General features: G+C 55.5%; 17 protein-coding genes, 1 pseudogene and 1 CRISPR repeat array. Of the genes and pseudogenes, 8 read left to right on the forward strand and 10 right to left on the reverse strand.

Translation table 11 applies throughout. The features are described 5' to 3' along the window. Positions 1 to 152: pseudogene (locus QC823_RS08140) on the forward strand (IS481 family transposase); the annotation flags it as partial. Here the strand turns inward: QC823_RS08140 and QC823_RS08145 are convergent. The 7 genes from QC823_RS08145 to cas1f form a co-directional block, all read right to left on the reverse strand. Then, positions 149 to 487 (reverse strand): type II toxin-antitoxin system RelE/ParE family toxin, encoded by a 339-nt coding sequence (locus QC823_RS08145; RefSeq protein ID WP_309655867.1) that lies wholly within the window; start codon positions 485 to 487, stop codon positions 149 to 151. The pseudogene QC823_RS08140 and the gene QC823_RS08145 overlap by 4 nt on opposite strands. Positions 488 to 531: 44 nt before the next feature. Next, a CRISPR array of direct repeats spans positions 532 to 3,019; the repeat unit is 28 nt; unit sequence TTTCTGAGCTGCCTGGGCGGCAGCGAAC. A gap of 129 nt (positions 3,020 to 3,148) precedes the next feature. After that, positions 3,149 to 3,718, reverse strand: coding sequence for a type I-F CRISPR-associated endoribonuclease Cas6/Csy4 (gene cas6f, locus QC823_RS08150; RefSeq protein ID WP_309655868.1), 570 nt, complete (start codon positions 3,716 to 3,718; stop codon positions 3,149 to 3,151). 3 nt (positions 3,719 to 3,721) lie between these two features. Next, positions 3,722 to 4,747, reverse strand: coding sequence for a type I-F CRISPR-associated protein Csy3 (gene csy3 / locus QC823_RS08155; protein ID WP_309655869.1), 1,026 nt, complete (start codon positions 4,745 to 4,747; stop codon positions 3,722 to 3,724). A 15-nt stretch (positions 4,748 to 4,762) separates the two neighbouring features. Next, positions 4,763 to 5,725, reverse strand: a complete 963-nt coding sequence (gene csy2 / locus QC823_RS08160; RefSeq protein ID WP_309655870.1) for a type I-F CRISPR-associated protein Csy2 — start codon at positions 5,723 to 5,725, stop codon at positions 4,763 to 4,765. Next, positions 5,718 to 7,085 (reverse strand): type I-F CRISPR-associated protein Csy1, encoded by a 1,368-nt coding sequence (gene csy1, locus QC823_RS08165; RefSeq protein WP_309655871.1) that lies wholly within the window; start codon positions 7,083 to 7,085, stop codon positions 5,718 to 5,720. Before csy1 ends, csy2 begins: the two co-directional genes overlap by 8 nt. Before the next feature lie 84 nt (positions 7,086 to 7,169). Beyond that, positions 7,170 to 10,514, reverse strand: coding sequence for a type I-F CRISPR-associated helicase Cas3f (cas3f, locus tag QC823_RS08170; protein WP_309655872.1), 3,345 nt, complete (start codon positions 10,512 to 10,514; stop codon positions 7,170 to 7,172). Further along, positions 10,511 to 11,497 (reverse strand): type I-F CRISPR-associated endonuclease Cas1f, encoded by a 987-nt coding sequence (cas1f, locus tag QC823_RS08175; RefSeq protein ID WP_309655873.1) that lies wholly within the window; start codon positions 11,495 to 11,497, stop codon positions 10,511 to 10,513. Before cas1f ends, cas3f begins: the two co-directional genes overlap by 4 nt. Before the next feature lie 235 nt (positions 11,498 to 11,732). Between cas1f and QC823_RS08180 the strand changes: the two genes are divergently transcribed. The 5 genes from QC823_RS08180 to QC823_RS08200 all read left to right on the forward strand — a co-directional run bounded on the left by QC823_RS08180 (position 11,733) and on the right by QC823_RS08200 (position 15,446). Further along, complete coding sequence (locus QC823_RS08180; RefSeq protein WP_309655874.1) at positions 11,733 to 11,882, forward strand: hypothetical protein; 150 nt, start codon at positions 11,733 to 11,735, stop codon at positions 11,880 to 11,882. Further along, the gene (locus QC823_RS08185; RefSeq protein WP_309655875.1) at positions 11,879 to 12,613 is read left to right on the forward strand and encodes a metal ABC transporter ATP-binding protein; all 735 of its coding nucleotides are present in this window, start codon (positions 11,879 to 11,881) and stop codon (positions 12,611 to 12,613) included. Before QC823_RS08180 ends, QC823_RS08185 begins: the two co-directional genes overlap by 4 nt. Then, positions 12,597 to 13,487, forward strand: a complete 891-nt coding sequence (locus QC823_RS08190) for a metal ABC transporter permease (protein ID WP_309655876.1) — start codon at positions 12,597 to 12,599, stop codon at positions 13,485 to 13,487. Before QC823_RS08185 ends, QC823_RS08190 begins: the two co-directional genes overlap by 17 nt. A gap of 54 nt (positions 13,488 to 13,541) precedes the next feature. Beyond that, on the forward strand, positions 13,542 to 14,567 hold the full coding sequence (locus tag QC823_RS08195) for a metal ABC transporter solute-binding protein, Zn/Mn family (RefSeq protein WP_309655877.1): 1,026 nt from the start codon (positions 13,542 to 13,544) through the stop codon (positions 14,565 to 14,567). A 213-nt stretch (positions 14,568 to 14,780) separates the two neighbouring features. Beyond that, positions 14,781 to 15,446 (forward strand): cupin domain-containing protein, encoded by a 666-nt coding sequence (locus QC823_RS08200; protein ID WP_309655878.1) that lies wholly within the window; start codon positions 14,781 to 14,783, stop codon positions 15,444 to 15,446. Here the strand turns inward: QC823_RS08200 and QC823_RS08205 are convergent. Then, entirely contained in the window at positions 15,443 to 15,808 is a 366-nt protein-coding gene (locus tag QC823_RS08205) for a DUF6164 family protein (RefSeq protein WP_309655879.1), read from the reverse strand. The two genes, QC823_RS08200 and QC823_RS08205, sit on opposite strands and share 4 nt — an antisense overlap. 2 nt (positions 15,809 to 15,810) lie before the next feature. Continuing rightward, entirely contained in the window at positions 15,811 to 16,344 is a 534-nt protein-coding gene (gloA, locus tag QC823_RS08210) for a lactoylglutathione lyase (RefSeq protein ID WP_309655880.1), read from the reverse strand. Positions 16,345 to 16,503: 159 nt separating this feature from the next. On the opposite strand from gloA, the gene QC823_RS08215 reads away from it, so the two are divergent. Together QC823_RS08215 and thiE are read left to right on the forward strand one after the other, a co-directional pair. Then, the gene (locus tag QC823_RS08215) at positions 16,504 to 16,848 is read left to right on the forward strand and encodes a hypothetical protein (RefSeq protein ID WP_309655881.1); all 345 of its coding nucleotides are present in this window, start codon (positions 16,504 to 16,506) and stop codon (positions 16,846 to 16,848) included. Between the two features lie 64 nt (positions 16,849 to 16,912). Continuing rightward, a complete protein-coding gene (gene thiE, locus QC823_RS08220) occupies positions 16,913 to 17,563 on the forward strand; it encodes a thiamine phosphate synthase (protein ID WP_309655882.1) in 651 nt (216 codons plus the stop codon). On the opposite strand, the gene QC823_RS08225 is transcribed toward thiE, so the two are convergent. Continuing rightward, positions 17,541 to 18,416, reverse strand: coding sequence for a DMT family transporter (locus QC823_RS08225; protein ID WP_309655883.1), 876 nt, complete (start codon positions 18,414 to 18,416; stop codon positions 17,541 to 17,543). The two genes, thiE and QC823_RS08225, sit on opposite strands and share 23 nt — an antisense overlap. Positions 18,417 to 18,487: the final 71 nt, after the last annotated feature.

Genomic DNA, 18,487 nt, shown 5'->3' on the forward strand with positions numbered 1-18,487 from the left:
CGCTCAAACGCTACAATTGGCTGTATAATCACCACATTCCGCAAAAGGCGCTGCACCATCAATCACCGATTGCGATAATGAAGGAATGGCAAACCAAGCGTCCTGAGTTATTTACCAAGAAGGTGGTTAATCACACGGGACCCGACAGTTAGTGATAATCTAAATAGTCAATAAGGTGTGCATCTTCCCCATCAAACGTAAATATCACTACCCAATTGCCGTTTACATGCACCGAAAAGAAACCTTTTCTATCACCTTTCAAACTGTGGAAATCAAAGCCTGGAAAATCCATATCATTTGGTTTGGTGGCTGCGTCCAGTGCCGCAAGTATGTCTTTTAGATCGTCGACATGATTCGGTTGTACTCCTTGAGGTTGCCCCTTCTCATAGAGTCGTTTAAGCCCTTTGTGTTTGATTTTTTTATCATCGCATTGCTTTTCTCCCTTACTGCAAAACGCCAGCAAAATGTATCGCGCAACGTTACGCACATCAATTATTATATTGAATTAACGTGTCATGAAGAGCTTATTTGTCTCTAGGCTGCCTGAGCGGCAGCAAACCGTGGGGCAATCTGTGCAAGGAGATAGCACATTTTCTGAGCTGCCTGGGCGGCAGCGCACATTCGCTGCGAAGCTGAGCAAAAGGGAATTTATTTCTGAGCTACCTGGGCGGCAGCGAACAGATGCGCGCTTGCTGCGGTTGTGGGCGCTTCTTTCTGAGCTGCCTGGGCGGCAGCGAACCCAGTGGAAGAAGAGCCAAGCAGCGCGGGCATTTTCTGAGCTGCCTGGGCGGCAGCGAACTGCTGCTGTTAAAGCTAGTGCGCTCCCGCCAATTTCTAAGCTGCCTGGGCGGCAGCGAACTCGAAACCGCACTAAGTGTCACGCAAATGTACTTTCTGAGCTGCCTGGGCGGCAGCGAACCTCCTATCCGCTGTGGGCGGCTGTATGACGGTTTTCTGAGCTGCCTGGGCGGCAGCGAACCTGCACCCAGCTCGCGGAGCGCTGACCAGCCTTTTCTGAGCTGCCTGGGCGGCAGCGAACAATCCCAAATCCCGCAGCGCATCACGGCCGAGTTTCTGAGCTGCCTGGGCGGCAGCGAACTTTCGGCTGGAATATGGTTCCCCTATGCGCTTTTTCTGAGCTGCCTGGGCGGCAGCGAACCTGCGTTATCACGATAATATCGTGACCCGTATTTTCTGAGCTGCCTGGGCGGCAGCGAACACGTCAACGCCATAGCCCGACATTTGAAAATTTTTCTGAGCTGCCTGGGCGGCAGCGAACTACCGTTACCGCCGTGATGTTACTGCGGTTTTTTTCTGAGCTGCCTGGGCGGCAGCGAACAGCTTCCACGCTAATGTGATCGACGCTATCTTTTTCTGAGCTGCCTGGGCGGCAGCGAACGGCCAAATGTCTCACTGGTGAGACTCGCTAAATTTCTGAGCTGCCTGGGCGGCAGCGAACTGTTCGATGGTGATGTGTTGGCCTTTGCCCTGTTTCTGAGCTGCCTGGGCGGCAGCGAACAAAGAATTGATTGCCCACACTAAACGGGGCCATTTCTGAGCTGCCTGGGCGGCAGCGAACTTTTGATCTTTAGAAACAAATTGCGCTTTCATTTTCTGAGCTGCCTGGGCGGCAGCGAACGTGCCCCCGCCAAGAAATGGTGGCGTGGGATTTTTCTGAGCTGCCTGGGCGGCAGCGAACAGCTCCTGCAATCATGCCAAACTTTTTCGGCGTTTCTGAGCTGCCTGGGCGGCAGCGAACCTGCCGTTATAGACACAATGACAAGCGATTTTTTTCTGAGCTGCCTGGGCGGCAGCGAACGGCTGTGGCGAGGATCAGACATGGCATACTCATTTCTGAGCTGCCTGGGCGGCAGCGAACGTTTGACGCATATTCCCGCAGCATATCGTCACTTTCTGAGCTGCCTGGGCGGCAGCGAACCTAGGTGGCCCGCTGGGTGCAGCGATTGGTGGTTTCTGAGCTGCCTGGGCGGCAGCGAACTTAACCGGGCTAACGAAATTAAATGGCCGATTTTTCTGAGCTGCCTGGGCGGCAGCGAACGTTTTTAGCGCTAGTTACTAAGGGGGCATAATTTTCTGAGCTGCCTGGGCGGCAGCGAACCGTCCCACACATCAGGGCTGTGGCGAGGATCATTTCTGAGCTGCCTGGGCGGCAGCGAACCTATGCTTAAAGCGGCAACGGCAATCATGGAATTTCTGAGCTGCCTGGGCGGCAGCGAACTTTGTCAGGATATTCTATAAACGAAGCCACTCTTTCTGAGCTGCCTGGGCGGCAGCGAACATTACAGCAACGAGCGCAACGGCGGGCGGCGATTTCTGAGCTGCCTGGGCGGCAGCGAACTCATCAACAAACAAAGACACTCTTTTTAATGTTTTCTGAGCTGCCTGGGCGGCAGCGAACGGTATCGCGCTATCAACAGCAAGCAAAGCATGTTTCTGAGCTGCCTGGGCGGCAGCGAACAAGGCAAGGCTCGCCGCCGGTTATAACAACATTTTCTGAGCTGCCTGGGCGGCAGCGAACAAGGAGGCGCATAAAAAAGGCTTGCTCGATATTTTCTGAGCTGCCTGGGCGGCAGCGAACTCAATCTACAAAAACATGGGGGCATGACCTGGTTTCTGAGCTGCCTGGGCGGCAGCGAACTGCAGCTTGAGCCGGTTGTAGATCAACTCTTTTTTCTGAGCTGCCTGGGCGGCAGCGAACGATTTGCGACCGGCGCGGAAGGGAAGCGCCCTTTTCTGAGCTGCCTGGGCGGCAGCGAACGATAATGCCCTGCTTAGCTAGCTGCTGAATACTTTCTGAGCTGCCTGGGCGGCAGCGAACACAACATGGCGGGCTTGGTGTTGTTTAATAACTTTCTGAGCTGCCTGGGCGGCAGCGAACTAAGCACTGCTTAGATTATATGGGCTTGGTTTTTTCTGAGCTGCCTGGGCGGCAGCGAACTGTTATTGAGGCTGAGCATACCTGCATGACTTTTTCTGAGCTGCCTGGGCGGCAGCGAACAAGAGCATATCAAAATTAATGTGCTGATTGTTAAAGAGCTTTAACCGAAAAAAGCGGTATCACCCTTTTTTGAGTAACACCGCTAAGTGATTGATTATTGGCGGCCTATTTTGATACTAGAAAAAAGGGTCAAAACCAGGGCACCGTGGCGTTGGGGCTTAGGCCGTAATGGCTGAACGTGCCCGCCACTGGCTTTTCCTGCGGCTTGCAGTGTTCAATAAACAGGCTAAAACGCTGCTGGGTGGAGCGGCTATTGATCTGCACAAAAGGGAGCTCAATGCGCCGTTCGGCCAACTTGGCGTAAATCTGCTGCGCCTCTTCTTCTGAAATGTCATGCCGTTTGGCATAGCGCTTGGCACGACTTGGACTGCCCGTATTGAACTGCTTACGCGCCGCGTTGATATGCTGAGCACCCGCAGGCACTGCAAGCACCTCGCTCACCTGGGCGTGATCGCGCATACCGGTTAGCCAGACTGCATTCATTAGCTGCTGCAAACGCGCTTGTGTGCCGTGTAGGCGAAGATGATCACCCAGCGTGCGCGCGCGTAAACCGTGCTTATGGTCAGGGAAACTGACGCCTACGTCCGCAGCCTGTAAATCAAACAGTGCCCGGTGAAGCTTGTTATAAAGCGCGCCCATTAAAATTGCCGGGGCAAAGTCAGGGTCGGGCCTCAGGCGGATATCGATATAGTGATCCATGGTTTACCCCGCTTCGCCGAACACACCGCCGCGAATCAAGGTCGCCATGACAAAGTGTTGCTGCTCAGTGGACGGCACTGAATCCTTGATCATCCAGTTATCCAGCAGTGAGTAGAAATCGGCCTTCTGCTTGGGCTGGCGGTACGCTTTGCCCTGGGTAGTCACGGAGCCATAGGGTTCAACGGCAATAGGCCCAAGGTCTTCATCGTTCTCGTTGGGGTACCAGGTATCAATGGTACGAATGGCGTTACCCAGTTTCTGCGAGTGAATACCGGCAATCTTGCTGACGTGATAAAGCGTTTTGCTCTTATCGCCCCGGCCCCGATCAAGAATCAACTCTTGGGACGGGAACACTTCTTGGCCACTGCCTACGTGCACATAGGCCACTACCTCTAGCAGCAAGTGCTGCTCACCCGCCAACGCGGAGGCGATAACACTGGCGAGTTCTTTAAGCTCGGCGGTGTCCTCGAAAGACCGCAACGAGAGCGACAGTGCATCAAACGTCCACTCTTTGGTGGTTTTTCCCTGGGCCAATTGACGAACACTAACCTCGACTTGCTCGGCGCCCATGCGGTTGCGCCACAGAAAGCGACCGTTCGCCAGATTATTGGCATAGCGATGCGCCAGCTCGCCGAAGCCTTGCGCCTGTTTATATTCGGCGACTGCCTGCTCCAGCTTGGCTTGGTACTCAGCGTTATTACAGGCAGAGGGCGTTCCAGCACCGGCCAATACGCGCAGCGTAAAACGCGCAACTAAGGTGTCTGCATCGTGAGGCAGCGTGGCGACATCGACGGTTTGCAGGTTGGGATTTTCAATCGCCGCGTCTAGCTTAGCGGGGTCTTGGTCTTTGGCTTTCAGGCGGTTGGAGATGGTGCCGCGCACCGATTTTTCACGCACTTCTACCGGCTGCCACTGCTGATTATCTTGGCGCTTTTCCCAGCTGCTGGCGTAAAGCAGGGCATCAGAGGGGTCAAGCTTGCGCTCAAAGGCGAGGACGGAAGCGGTTTTAAGGGTGTCGTTTTTAGCCATGATAAAGCTCCTTTTTTACTGTGCTGAGGCGCGAAGGTGGTAATCGTTGTTGAGTCGGTAGAGTCCCGCTTCTTCGTCGTTATCAACGTACCAAAGCAGGTCTTCAGGTTGCTTCATGCGGTGCGGGCTGACCCATTCGCCCATGGAGTAAAGGCTTTCAACAAAGCGAAAATGGGTCTTGGCATCGCGGGCATTGGTTACTTCTCCTGGCTGGAAAAGATCAGAGATTGCGCCGTAACCCACGGGGATAGGCACCAGCCAGCCGCGATAGGGGCGCTGCACCTGCCAAACGGGTTTCTCGTTGGGTTGGCCTTCATTTTCCAGAGCACAGTGGTGATTGAGCCGTGAAAGATCCAACCACGCATCCAGCAAACTGGCTTCCGGGTTTTGCTGTTGCAGCGTCTGGTGGTGTTCGGTGAGGTAGTCATCGCGCAGGGTGAGCGCAAAGCCTGGCAACCAGCGACGCTTCAGGCGCGCGAACTGCTTTTGACGCCGCTCTTCATCGTCATCAAGCGTGACCCATTGCGGGCGCTGTTTGTGATTTGGAACGCTGTGGTTAGGCACCACGCTGCCCCCGGCGATACGCATACCCGCGACGATTTCACCGATTTGTTCAGCAATAAGTTCACTTTCTTCAGCGGCCGTATCAATGGTGAAGATCAGCGTGATATCCAGATGGATACGCCCTTCTTCCACAATGGCTGCCGTGCCTCCCGTTTTATCTACCGGGTTACGGGTAAGGTGAAAGCCACGGATGTAGCCGCCTTCAGTGGCTTGGGCTTCAAAGTCGTGGCAAATAACGCCGACTTTTTCCAGCGCAACGTTGATACCTGCCACCAAAAGCTTGCGCTCCAGGGCGTGCATCAAACCCACAAACGCACTCATGGAAGGGAAGCCCCAGGTCATCGGGCTGGAAATCGCGTTGGCGTTTTGTACCCGCAGGCGCGGCAAGACCAGGAGGTTTTTCACTTTACTCATCGTCATCACCTCCTGGCAGGTTGGTTAAGTCTTCCATTAGGCTTTCCATCCAGCGGCGGTCACGACCTTGATGAGTCGCATCTTTTGCCAGCGTTTTCTGCCAGTGGCGAAATTCCACATCACCTAACGGGAGCTTTTCACCCAGCGCCGCATTGAGCCAGTTAGCAAAGCGGTGGCGAATGTCATCGGCCCACTCCACGCTGTTTCGCGCTTCACGAAAAGCGGCATCTTCTTCGGCACGACCAGGGTCTAGCCAGAAGGCTTCTTCAGCGACCAATTCGCATTTTTCATCGTCGCTCCAACCGGCAGGCAGGCTATGCATTTGCATCGCAAATAGCGCCAGCTCATCCATCAACATAGCGGTGTAGTCATCGCGCAGGTCGCGGGTGTGCATATTGGTGGAAGTGTTGGCCTCCAGAAAGCGCTTGAGGTCTGTAACAAGGGAGCGCACTTCTGAACGGCTGCCAAATACTCCTGGGTGGGAGAAAACCGATGCGACTTTCAGTGGTGGGCGAATATCACGGACATTCCAACTGGGCGGAAGCGATGCCAATAGGTAATTATTCCCTCCCCGCTCGCTATTTAGTTGCGAGATGTTTTGTGGCTTTGTGCCGCCCATTTTTTGTACGGCTAGGTTGGGGTAGCTGTGCACCGATTGCTCGGCATATTTGCCTTCCCGCTTAGCTTTACGTGCCTCTTTGGCTTCTTCACTAAAGCGGTCATGGTTAATGGTTTGAAATAAGCGGTGCGCCAGCGAGGTGGCATACAGCGGGGCTAAGAGATGAAAGTTCTCGGCTTCATTCTCTGAGTCTGCTGCATCATCACCCACTAACCAATAAAGCTGTTTGCCTCGGGTATGTGAGGCGTGTTCGCCGCGCGGTTCGGTAATCGCCGCAAAGGCACTGATCCACGCCTGAGCTTGCTCGGGGTTATCGCTTAACGCTTTTGCCAGTTCAGTGTCATTTTCCAGGGCACGCTCAAGCAGCGATTTTCCCTCGAATTGCAGCTTCAAGAACTTATAAACATCCAAGGCTGCGGCGTTCCCCACGACATCGCCTGCAAAATCGGCAGGTAACAAATGACTACCCACTAGGTTGTGGGTATGTAGCGACTCGGGTGGAGCGTAAAGGTTGGAGCCTTTGGCATCGGGGTGGATAGGTTTTAGTGAGTGGGTAACGACCTGCAACTGACCGACTCGCTTTGCCGCATCGTTTATCCAGGTATCGAACTGGAACTGCTCAACCAGTGCTTGGTATTTCGGGTCATCGGGAGCTAGCTTTTCCGCTTTGGTATCGAAGCGCTCTTTTAAGAAAGCTTCGATCCCAGAGCGAATTTCTGCTGCTCTACTATTATCTGCCATACGTTTTCCTTTTGATTATCGAAACCTGCTGGCATACAAGTGCTTGTACGTGAACCTCGTAGAAATTACGGAGCATGCTAAATTTTATTTACTCCGCCAAAATCCCAACACTGGGTGATACCCCCACCGCTGATTTCTAGCCGAGGCCGTGACCGTGCCGAAGGTTCGGGCGGCGCGATCAAGGGAGATGTCCAGGTCTTCCGCCAAATCGGCCAGTGCCGTTAAGTAGTCGCTGGCGCCCCAGGGTTGAATCCGCTCGCCCTGCTCTTTTGCTAGGTCTACCCGTACCAGCAGGCTCTCTTCTACCGGCACATAGAGCTTTTCACCCCGCCTTGCGCCATCGTCTACTCGGTGTAGCGTCCAGCTTTCACCGCCCTCATCGGGCAGCAGTGCTAGGGTTATTTCGGGTTCGAGTTGCTTGCGAAATGGGTCACGCTGAATCAATACACCGGTTAAGTGCACCTGTGGTACGGCGTACCAACTATAGGCCCCCAGCGGTGGCGGCTTGGGCTGCTTGCCAAGCCTGATCTCTTTTTTAGTTAACGGTTCAGCGGGCTGTTCGATCATCAGTTGATGCAGCCGCTCATGCTCCAGATCGACGAGGCTTTCCTTGGCATGCAGCGTTTCCCGCGACAGTACGCGGGGGCGCGCGTCAATCACCTGGTATTCATCTTTAGTTAACAACTCACTCAGAGAGTGACTGCTTAGCCGCCAATCACCGTCTGTTTCAAAGCCAGGCTTATGAAACGCGGGCTTTCCAGATTGCTCCCAATGTTTGAGGTTGGTATCGAGCAGTAAAATATTGGGCACTTCGCAGGCCTGCTCACGGTGGCGGCGTACCCGGCCCGCTAGCTGAATAATCGAGCGCATGGAAGAAGGCTCTACGATCGCCCAGTCATAATCGTGGTCGCGGCCAACTTCAGTGACCGGCGAGCCCAGCACAATAAACAAGTGGTCATTTTCTTCGCTGCCATCCAGTAAACGGCGGATATCCGGCTGCTGAAACACGCGCTCTGGCTCGGCGCGTTGCAGCGTTGTATCTAACCGGCGCTCAATCTCCGAGCGCATCACCAAAGGGTGGCGGGAGTGGTAAACGCAGAGGTGAATGCGTGCCCCTTCCGGCGCGCCCTCCTGAAACAGAGCCCTGGCCACATCCACCAAGGGGTCGATATTGGCCATACGCACAAGGCCAAAGCTGACGCGCTTGCGGGTGTGCGGGTCAACAGAGTGGTGCTGGTGGTGTAGCACTAACGCATGCTCGCGCAACAGCGCAGCAACGGCGGGCCTGATCTCTTCCGGGCGTTTGCCTAACGCTGGCAACGCTAAAATATCGCCGCGGCGGCGCACCGGGCTGGTGGCTAAGCGTTCTAACCGCCGCTTGGCAAAGGCGTGATGCGCAGCCTTAAAGGTCTCGCTACTGGGGCAGTTGTCATGCTGACGATCGTGCTCGTCGAACCAGGCGCAGCAGATATCCACCGCTAAGCCCGGCTCGCCTCGGTGGCGTTGAAAGGCTTCGCGACCGCTGCGGTAGGCTTCATACAGCCCTTCCACCAAGGCGGGCGGCAAGGTGGCGGATGACAGCAGCACCCGCGAGCCCAACAGCCCCGCCCAATTCACTAATCGAGTCAGCGCGGGCAGGTCGTTGATATCGAAATCGTCGATTTCATCGAGCACTAAATCACTGCTCATTAGCCGCAGCATGGGTACGATCTGCCGCCCGCCACGGGTGCTTTCTGTGGCAGGCACCAAGTGGTCAACGGTACACACCAAAATGGGTGCAGCGATCAGCGCGCGGGTGCCCGGCTCATTATTCAGGCGGCGCAGCACCGGGTGGTTATCAAAGTTACCATCAAACACCACGTGGGCGTCTTCTTCGATCAGCGCCTGTTGAGACGCCGAGCCGCTGGCTTCGGCTTCTTGCTCGTAGTGCTCAAACAGCGTTTTATTGGCACTGCCACCCACGCGCACGGCGAGTTCATCTTCCCCAAGATGCAAGCGCTCGCGAAGTGCTTGGCCGGTTTGCAGCGTTAACGTGCGTAGCCCCAACGCAATGCTAAAGCGCGCCCCCTGCTGAGGGTCGGCCAGCGCATACATAATGCGCCCATTCGCCAGGGTTTTACCGCAGCCGGTGGAGGCCATATTGATGCCAAAAAAGCCTTGTCGTTGGCTGCGTTCTCTCAGCGATTGGGCCAGGTCAAACGCTTTATCCTGCCAGCGAAAGCGCGGGTGACTGCTGCGTTTACGAAAGCCTTTATGGCGCGCTAAACGCGGCAGGTGGCTGTCGACGCTAGGCAGTGCGCGCGCAATCGTAGCGGCGTGTTTTTCCACGCCCAGGATATGCTCATCAAGCGGCTGATTGGGCTTGCCGGTTTTGCGCACGGTGTTGGCTATTAGCGGATAGTTGGGTTCGCCGCGCACGCGATGCTGGGGGTCTTCCAGGCTTGAGTAGTAATGGTCGGCGAGCATTAAGCTTAGCCGCGCCAAGTGCATGACGTAGTGACTTTCCAACCAGTGGCGATTCGTTTCCAGCCGTGCCTGCAACCGCCTTGCCAGTTTGGTGGCGCGCTCGCGCCAGCGGGGCGTACTAACGGGCAATCCGCCCTTGAACTGCCAGTAGGGCCAAATTCGCTTAGGGTCTTGGATCTCGGGAATCTCATTCCATTCAGCGTTGATGGCGGCGAATAACTGGGGAAGCTGCTCTGCTTGCAGGCTAGTGCTCCCTCGTCCCCAGCGCCTTGGGGCGTCATCCTCTTTGTCCGGCGGTTTTAACGGCAGGCGATGGTGGCTAAGCACCAGCCAACCCACTGCGGCCGCCAGCGGAGGGAGACGACTAAACACCGCCGACGTGGGGTTATCCAATCCGTCACGCTCAACGCCTTCCAGCCAGTCCTGTTCTTGATAGTCGCCTTCGGCCAAGCGCGCCAGCCAGGTGGCGTCGTCGTCACTGCCTACAAAGGCTTGGAACAGCCGTAACGATACCCACTCATGGCGATATAAGTTGCGCCCTTCCAGCTTGCCTGTGAGCCGCTGCTGAAAGGCGTCGCAGGCTTTGCCCAGGTCGTGCAGTAACGCGGCCATAGCGGTGAGCAGAAGAATATCTTCGCCGTTGTGCCAATCGTTTTCATCCTGGCGGCGCAGAATATCGCGGGTAGTGGTATTGGTCGGCACCGCGCCATTGAGATTGAACTGGGCGGCATCACCCACCACCCACATCAGTTCACTGTGATCGTGGCCTCGAATCCAGTGGCAGGCGACGGCGGTATTCTTGCGGGCAGTTTTGCGTAGTAGTTTGCGCAAGGTATCAAGCCCGGCTTGGGTAATCGGCGTTTGCCAGGTGCGGTCGCCGCGGCGTTCGGCAAACTGATCTAGTACGCGCCGGGTCTGTTTAAGGGCGTTCTTGTTGCACTGAGAGATCAGCAGCACGTTCATGATTCGCCGCTCCCCTGTTCTTGCCCCAATTCCTGGGCAACTTCCTTGAGCGTATCGATCATAAAGTCGAGGGATTCGGTGCGGGTTAAGCGCTCGATGCAGGCTTGGCGAAACTCCTGCTCTTCATCGCCGCGCATGGCGGAAATAAACGCCTGGGGCAGAATCACTGCGTCTTTGACTAAATCCGCCACATCAAAAACCAGCCCACCCCGGCGGGTTTTACCGTGGAGTACCGCAAGCCCGTGGGGAATACCCAGCACCCAGGTGGCAGTCGCCGCCAGGCCGTAGGCTAAATAGTTGCCGTGATCGAGAAAGCGGTTGGCGGGATCAACCCCCGCACCGCGTTTAGCACGGGTGAAGTCGCCGTAGTCAACCGCGTTCACCGCCAGCTTGAACAGCGTTTTGGTTAACCGTGCTTCTAAGGTAAGTAAATCAACGGTGCTGAAGGCTTTTTTGATCGCTTCGCGATGGTGGTTGAGTGCGCTATGCAGGTGATCGGTGGAAATACTAAAGCCTGCGTCTTTCATCACGCGGCTTGTCCACAGGGCTTCGATGCGGGCAAGGCGGGCTTGCTGAAAGGCGCGGGCGGCATTCAGACGTTTTGCATCGTCAAACCAGAAGCGCACCCAGTATTGCAGGTACTCCGTGGGTCGGTACTCGCTTTGCGGGGTCAGCCAGGCAACGTCTACATCGACTTCATTGGCAGCAAACAGCGGCGTGCCACCGCCGCCGCAAAACCCGACTAATACACCGGCCTTGGCAAGCTCGCGCATCGCCGCTTGAGTAATCGAGGTGCCGGTGCCGAGCAGAATCGAGGTGGTATTGGCAATGGGAATATTCCAATAACGCGACTTGCTGCCCTCATCGGTGACGTACTCTACCCGGCCACCATTCACCAGCACCCGGCAATGCTGCAAGTAATAAAGATTGGCGCGTTTTGAGTGAAGGATCGTCTTGAGATCCGAAGGTGAAAAGTCATCCATGCTCAGTTCCTAATCCTTAAGGCTTTCACCATCTAATCATTCTTCATTCATAATAACCATTGACACTCATCAGCTTTTCTCACACCTGGCTGCTTGCGCTAATATCCGCATGCTGATGGCCTATACACATTGTTTGCGCGCCCACAACGGGTACAATTCGCGACCAATCAAATGATCCACTGTTCCTGCATCTAAAATGTTATGTTATAACTTATTAAGCCATAACGGAGTCATCATGAGCGAGCGAACGCACCGCCACAATAAAGAAGGGCCTTGCCATTTTTCGTTAATGTCGCTGTCGGCGATAAAACGGCTGTGGCTCGTGATGCTACCGCTGGTGGGGCTCTGGCTGTTAGTGGCGTGGGCCGGTGGGTGGGCGTTATGAAAGCAACACCACCGGCACGCTTACAGCTTCATGACTTACACCTGGCCCAAGGTCAGCGCTCAGTGCTTGAACATGTGGACGGCAGCTTTCAACCCGGCGCGATTACAGCCCTGATTGGCGCGAACGGCGCCGGGAAAAGCACCCTAATTCAAGCCTTGATGGGTGAGCTTCGCCCGATCAACGGAGAAGTGGTGTGTACCGTTCCCAAAAAACGCCGGGCGTGGCTACCGCAGCAGCTAGCGCTGGATTTGACCTTCCCGATGAGTGTGGAAGAGCTGGTGATGACCGGCAGCTGGCCAAGCCACGGAGCGATGAAAGGCTATTGTGCGGCGCATTACCGCAAGGGCCGCGAAATTATGGCGCGGCTGGGGATTTCGAACTTAGCCCACCGCCCGCTCGGGGAACTTTCCGGCGGCCAGCGGCAGCGCGCACTGATTGGTCGTACGCTAATGCAAGAAGCCGAGCTGTTATTGCTCGACGAGCCGTTTGCCAACGTGGATAGCGAGACGGTGGATATTTTGATTCGCATTCTGCGTCAAATGGCGGATGACGGCGTGACCATTATTGTGGTGCTACACGATATGGATCACCTGCAGCGCTTGGCCGATGACGTGCTCATGCTCAGTGGGGGTCACGGCCGGTGGATGGCGCCGAGCGCCCTAACCCACTCGCCGGCGACGGCTCAAGTGGTGCCATTTACATTAGGAGAGCACCATGTGGGATCTGTTTAATGCCTGGTTGATTGCACCGTTTGACTACGGTTTTATGCGCCGGGCGGTGGTGGGAGGCTTGGCGCTGTCACTTGCCGCGCCGCCGCTTGGGGTGTTTTTGGTCCTGCGCGGCATGAGCCTGATTGGTGATGCCATGGCCCACGCGATTTTGCCCGGCGTGGCATTAGGTTTTTTGCTGGCGGGATTTTCGTTGCCAGTGATGAGCGTTGGCGGAGTGCTATTTGGGTTGATGGTCGCGCTGCTGGCGGGAGCGGTGTCGAAAATGGGCGGCCAGCGCGAAGACGCGGCCATGGCGAGTTTTTTCATTATTTCTCTGGCGGCGGGCGTTATGTTGATCTCGCTCGGCGGCAGCAGCGTTGATCTCACTCATGTGCTGTTTGGCTCGGTATTGGCCATCAACTCCACCGCGCTGCTGTTAATTACCGGCATCAGCACGCTGATTGTGATCACCCTGGCGGTGATTTTCCGCGCGCTGGTGGTGGAGTGTTTAGACCCGCTTTTTTTACGCGGCCAAAGCCGTCACAGCGGTTGGGTGCATAGCGTTTTTTTAGGGCTTTTGGTCCTCAACCTGACCGCCGGGTTTCAAACGCTCGGTACCTTGATGGCGGTGGGGCTCATGATGTTACCCGCGACCTCGGCACGTTTTTGGAGCAAACGGCTGGAAGGCTTGATTGGCATTGCGGTGGTGTTGGCTATGATCGCCAGCACTGGCGGGCTGTTGCTCTCGTTTCACCTCGATATTCCTTCCGGGCCAAGCATTATTTTACTCGCGGGCGCAGGTTACTTTTTTTCAGCGCTGTTTGGCCGTTACCACAGCCTGGCAGCCAAGCTACGACGTAAAACAACGCCCTTAGCCGTAGAGCAAGGGTATTGATTTGTCTTGTTCCTGCGTAACTCTTTTTTATGCGTAACCAATAAGGAGGGTCATATGACTCTTGCCTCCTCATCGCGCTGGTTAGTGGGTGTTTCCACTATGTTGGCGCTACCAGCCGCCATCGCTAATGAGCGCGTTCAGGTCGTCACCAGCTTTTCGATTCTCGCCGATATGGTAGAAAACGTGGGGGGCGAGCATGTTGAGGTGTCTTCCCTGGTGGGTGCCGATGGCGACGCGCACGTGTACTCGCCTAGACCTGGCGATGCCCGTGCCTTGGCAGACGCTGATTTAGTGGTGTTTAACGGCCTGCGGTTTGAGGGCTGGATGGAGCGCTTAATCGACGCCAGCGACTATGCAGGCCCACTGGTCATTGCCACCGATGGCATCCAGCCGCTCTCATTCGCAGGTCACAACGATCATGACGATCACGGGCACGACGATCAAGATCATGACGATCACGGGCACGATGGCCACGGGCACGACGATCAAGATCATGACGATCACGCTCATGGCGATGAGGATCCCCACGCTTGGCAGGACATGCAGCAGGCCAAGGTGTATGTGGCCAATATCCGTGATGGGCTAATTGCCGCCGATGCTGACAATGCCGATGCCTACCGCGCCAATGCCGAGCAGTACTTGCAAGAAATGGCTGCTGTGGATGCTGAGATCCGCGCGCTGATCGCTGAAATCCCAGCGTCCACCAGCGTCATTACCGGTCACGATTCGTTTGGCTACTTCTCTGCGGCATACGGCGTGCGTTTTCTGTCGCCCACTGGCTTATCCACTGAAACCGAACCCAGCGCTGCCAATATGGCCAGCCTGGTGGATGTGATCGCCGAAGAAAACGTCAAAGCCCTGTTTCATGAAAACATGACCAACCAATCAATAATCACGCAGTTAGCCGAAGAAACCGGCATCTCTATTGCCGGTACGCTGTATGCAGACGCGCTAACAAGCAGCGGCGAGGCCAGCACGTATTTAGGCATGATGCGCCACAATGCGCACGTGCTGAATGATGCATTGGCACAGGCTGGGCATGATGATCATGGTCAAGACCACGACGATCATACCCATTAAGTAGCTCATCTCACGCTGGATAGTGCGGGAGCTCATTCACAATACGCAAGACCTGTTCACTCTTTTATAGGAACAGAGTGAACGGGTCTCACGGCGTATATTCTGAGCCTGTCGCGGGATAAACCTAGCAAAAGGAGGAAGAACGCGGATTGCATTTTGAACCGCCGATCAGGGAAACTAAGGGCCTCCATTTTCCTAGCAAGAGCCGCCCTTATGCGTTTAAACGCGGATTTTTCTCAGTTTGCCGTCATCACGCCCGACGAATACCGTTGGGTGGACTCCCCTAGCCCTGGCGTTGAACGCATGATGTTAGACCGTATTGGCGATGAGGTGGCGCGTGCGACGAGTCTCGTGCGCTATGCACCGCATAGTCAGTTTGACCGCCACACCCACGAGGGTGGCGAGGAAATTTTGGTCTTAGAGGGCGTTTTCGCCGATGAACACGGCGCCTACCCCGCCGGAAGCTACCTTCGCAACCCCATCGGAACAGGCCATGCTCCGCACATAGGCGAAGAGGGCGCACTGATTTTCGTCAAGCTACACCAGTTTGACCCCGACGACACGCTGCAACTCGCCATCCCCGCGCACCAACTGCCCTGGCAGCCCGACCGACGCCACGGCATCACCTACAAAATGCTGCACACCTTTGGTCAGGAGCGCGTGAGCCTTGAGCGCTGGGAAGAGGATGTGTTGGTGGAATACCCGCCACTTAGCGGCGGATTAGAACTTTTCGTTCTAGAAGGAACGCTTTGGGGCAGCAACACCGAGTACCCGGTGGGCACCTGGTGCCGTTATCCCGTGGGTGAATCACCGCAACTTCGTACCGGCAAAGAGGGCGCCATGTTCTATCTAAAGCGCGGGCATTTGCCCGCCACCTAGCGAGCGAGACCCATGAACGGCAGCAACGTAAGGAGCGCAATGATGACCACCGCCACGAACACCAAGAGAACTTGCAACGGGTGGGCGGTGAAGCGTTTCCATAGAGTCGGGGCTTCACCACGCGCGAGGGCGTCATGATGCTCCCGTCTCGCCTGCGCCAGGCGCTGTGCTTGGTAATCAGCAAGTAGTGCCTTCGCCTCATCTAGCTGGGAAGCATCGCGCAACCAAATAGCATCCACGCCCAGTCGAAAAAATCCCGCCTGCGTCTCGTAAGTTTCCATGCCATGGGCCTCTAGCAGTTGGCGAACCTCCATAGCCTCTTCTTCGGTGACGTGGCGTAGGCGAAACAGCAAATGGGCCATCGTTAATCGCCCTTAGTCGCCATGCGGTCGGCTTGGATTACTTCGATCCAATAGCCGTCAGGGTCCTTCACAAAAATGACGTCTTTCATCTTGCCTTGATCGGCGCGTTTGACGAAGGTGACATCGTGCTCGTCAAGCCACGCTTGTGCGGCCTCTAAATTAGGCACGCAAAAACAGATATGACCAAAACCCTGCGGTTCAGCGTTGCCGTCATGGTAGGCAAAACCGTCCTGATTCTCCGTGCCCCAGTTATGCGTGAGCTCTAATAGCCCTTTTTGGCTGAACGTCCAAACGGTGCGCGCCTCTGTCTCCTCTGGCACTTTGTCGTTTTCTTCTAACTTGGCGAGAAAATAAAGCGAGAAATTCATCTCTTCAAAATCTAGCCGCCGCATGACCTGCATACCAAATACTTGCGAATAAAACGCTAACGAACGTTCGGGATCTTTGATCCGCAGCATCGTGTGGTTAAGACGAAACCCTTGTGTCTCAGCGGGTACGGTTTTTACACCAGGATGCTGCTCCCCTTGAAAAGACATCGCGTCCCTCCTTTTGTGATGTGTCGAAAGAAATGACTTTATCAGCCTGCGCCATGAGCACAAATATCGCTTTCATGCATTCCGGGCTGGAAAAATGACACAAAACCTCTACAGTTAAAAAGTACAGTCTATACAACTTAACCTAACGAGGAAATTGTCATGCCAACCAGCGATTATGCCCTGAGTGAGCGTATTACCTATAAAGAACTGGCCCATGCAATTCACAATGGGTTTTCGCCTATCGTGGAGGTGGAGTCGATGGATGGCATTTACACGGTTCGCTTCCACCATCCCCAAGGGGTTTCCGAACTGAGCAATGAGCAGGGCAAAACCTGCACGTTTCTTGGCACCGGCGAAATTCGCGATAAGCTTGGTCAATTAGGTCTGAAGCACGGTATCTTAACCTTTAGCGATCAATGCGGGGATGAAATGATCGGCGTCCCAGGGCACGCTTTAACGCCTGACGAAATGCTCGCTTACGGCACACGTATCGCCTTTCGCTAATCGATTCGCTACGATATCTTCTGCTGGCAAGATTTTGCCCAACCTTCCCCGCTGGAGTTTATCGATGCGCTTTGACCTTTCGGTTTATCTCGTCACAGACGCTGTATTGTGCCAATCCTATGGCCTTGAGCGCACCGTGGAAGAGGCGGTCGCCGGCGGGGTGACAATGGTGCAGCTGCGTGACAAGTACGCCAGCGAAAAAACCATGGTTGAGCAGGCCAAACGGCTTAGCGCGATACTCAAACCAAAAGGTGTTCCTTTAATTATCAACGACCGCTTAAATGTCGCCCTCGCCAGCGGCGCCGAAGGGTTACACGTCGGCCAGAGCGACACCACCGTGCGCGAGGCGCGTGACGCGCTTGGGCCGGATGCCATTATCGGCTTGTCGGTCAATACCCTTGAGCAGCTCCACGCCGCTCCCAGCGAAGCACTGGATTACGTTGGCCTGGGGCCTGTGTTTGCCACCGCAAGTAAGCAGGATCACGCGGCTCCTTTGGGGTTTGATGGCTTGGCCGCCTTGGTAGAGGCAAGCGCCGTTCCGAGCGTGGCGATTGGCGGATTGAAAGCACAGCACATTGACGCGGTGCAACGCAGTGGTGCACACGGCATGGCCGTCATTTCAGCCATTTGCGGCCACCCCTCACCACAAAGTGCCGCACGGGAACTGACAACGCGCTGGCGCCAACGCGAGGCTATGCACTCGGGCGGCGCTTGAGGCTGGTGCGGCGTTCAATATAGGCGATTGCCAAGCCGCTGCCGATAATCAGCACACTCCCCACCCATACCCAAACGTCGGGCAGCTCGCCCCAGAACCACCAGCCTAAGAGCACGGCCCAAAGCATCGCGCTGTAGTCAAACGGAGCAGCGATAGCCGCCGGCGCAAAGCGAAACGCTAAGGTAATAAACGCCGTCGCACCGACGCCAAATATGCCCGAGCCCAGAAACCCTAACCAGTGCCACGGCTGCGGCGCTTGCCACACCCACGGCAAAGCGGCAGTGGTTAATACAAGCGGCACCACAGTCATGTAAAACACCATCGCCCAAAGATGCTCGCGACCGCCGTAGCGCCTGGCCGTAATCATCATCAAGGCATAACACAGGGCAGCGGCTATCAATACCAAAGCGCCCACACCAAAGGCATCGCCGCCGGGTCGCACCACGATTATCACCCCAAGAAAGCCAACCAACGACGCCACCAGAACGGGCCGCTCGATACGCTCACCCAACAGTGGCACCGACAGCAGCGTGACAAAAAGCGGTGCGACAAACGCAATCGCCGTGGCTTCCGCCAACGGCAGAAGCGTCAGCCCCAACACAAAAAACCCCATCGTGCCGGTATAAATTAACCCACGCAGCAAATGAATTTTAGGCCGTTTGGTACGTAGTTTACGCATTCCCCCTGCGAAGTAAGCCAATAGCGCGATTAATGGGAGCGACACCAGGGTGCGAAAAAAAATGATTTGCAGTGGCGAATGCACCTCGCCCAACCATTTAGAAACCGCATCCCCTAACGCAAGAAATAGCACACCGAGACACATACAACCGATCCCTTTTAACGATGAACTCATCCTCTCCCCCATTAATTCAACAAAAAACACCCCGCCAAGCTGTCCTGACGGGGTGCGCTGTGGCAATGCGA

Source organism: Vreelandella vilamensis (assembly GCF_031451755.1).
Lineage (GTDB): Bacteria > Pseudomonadota > Gammaproteobacteria > Pseudomonadales > Halomonadaceae > Vreelandella > Vreelandella vilamensis.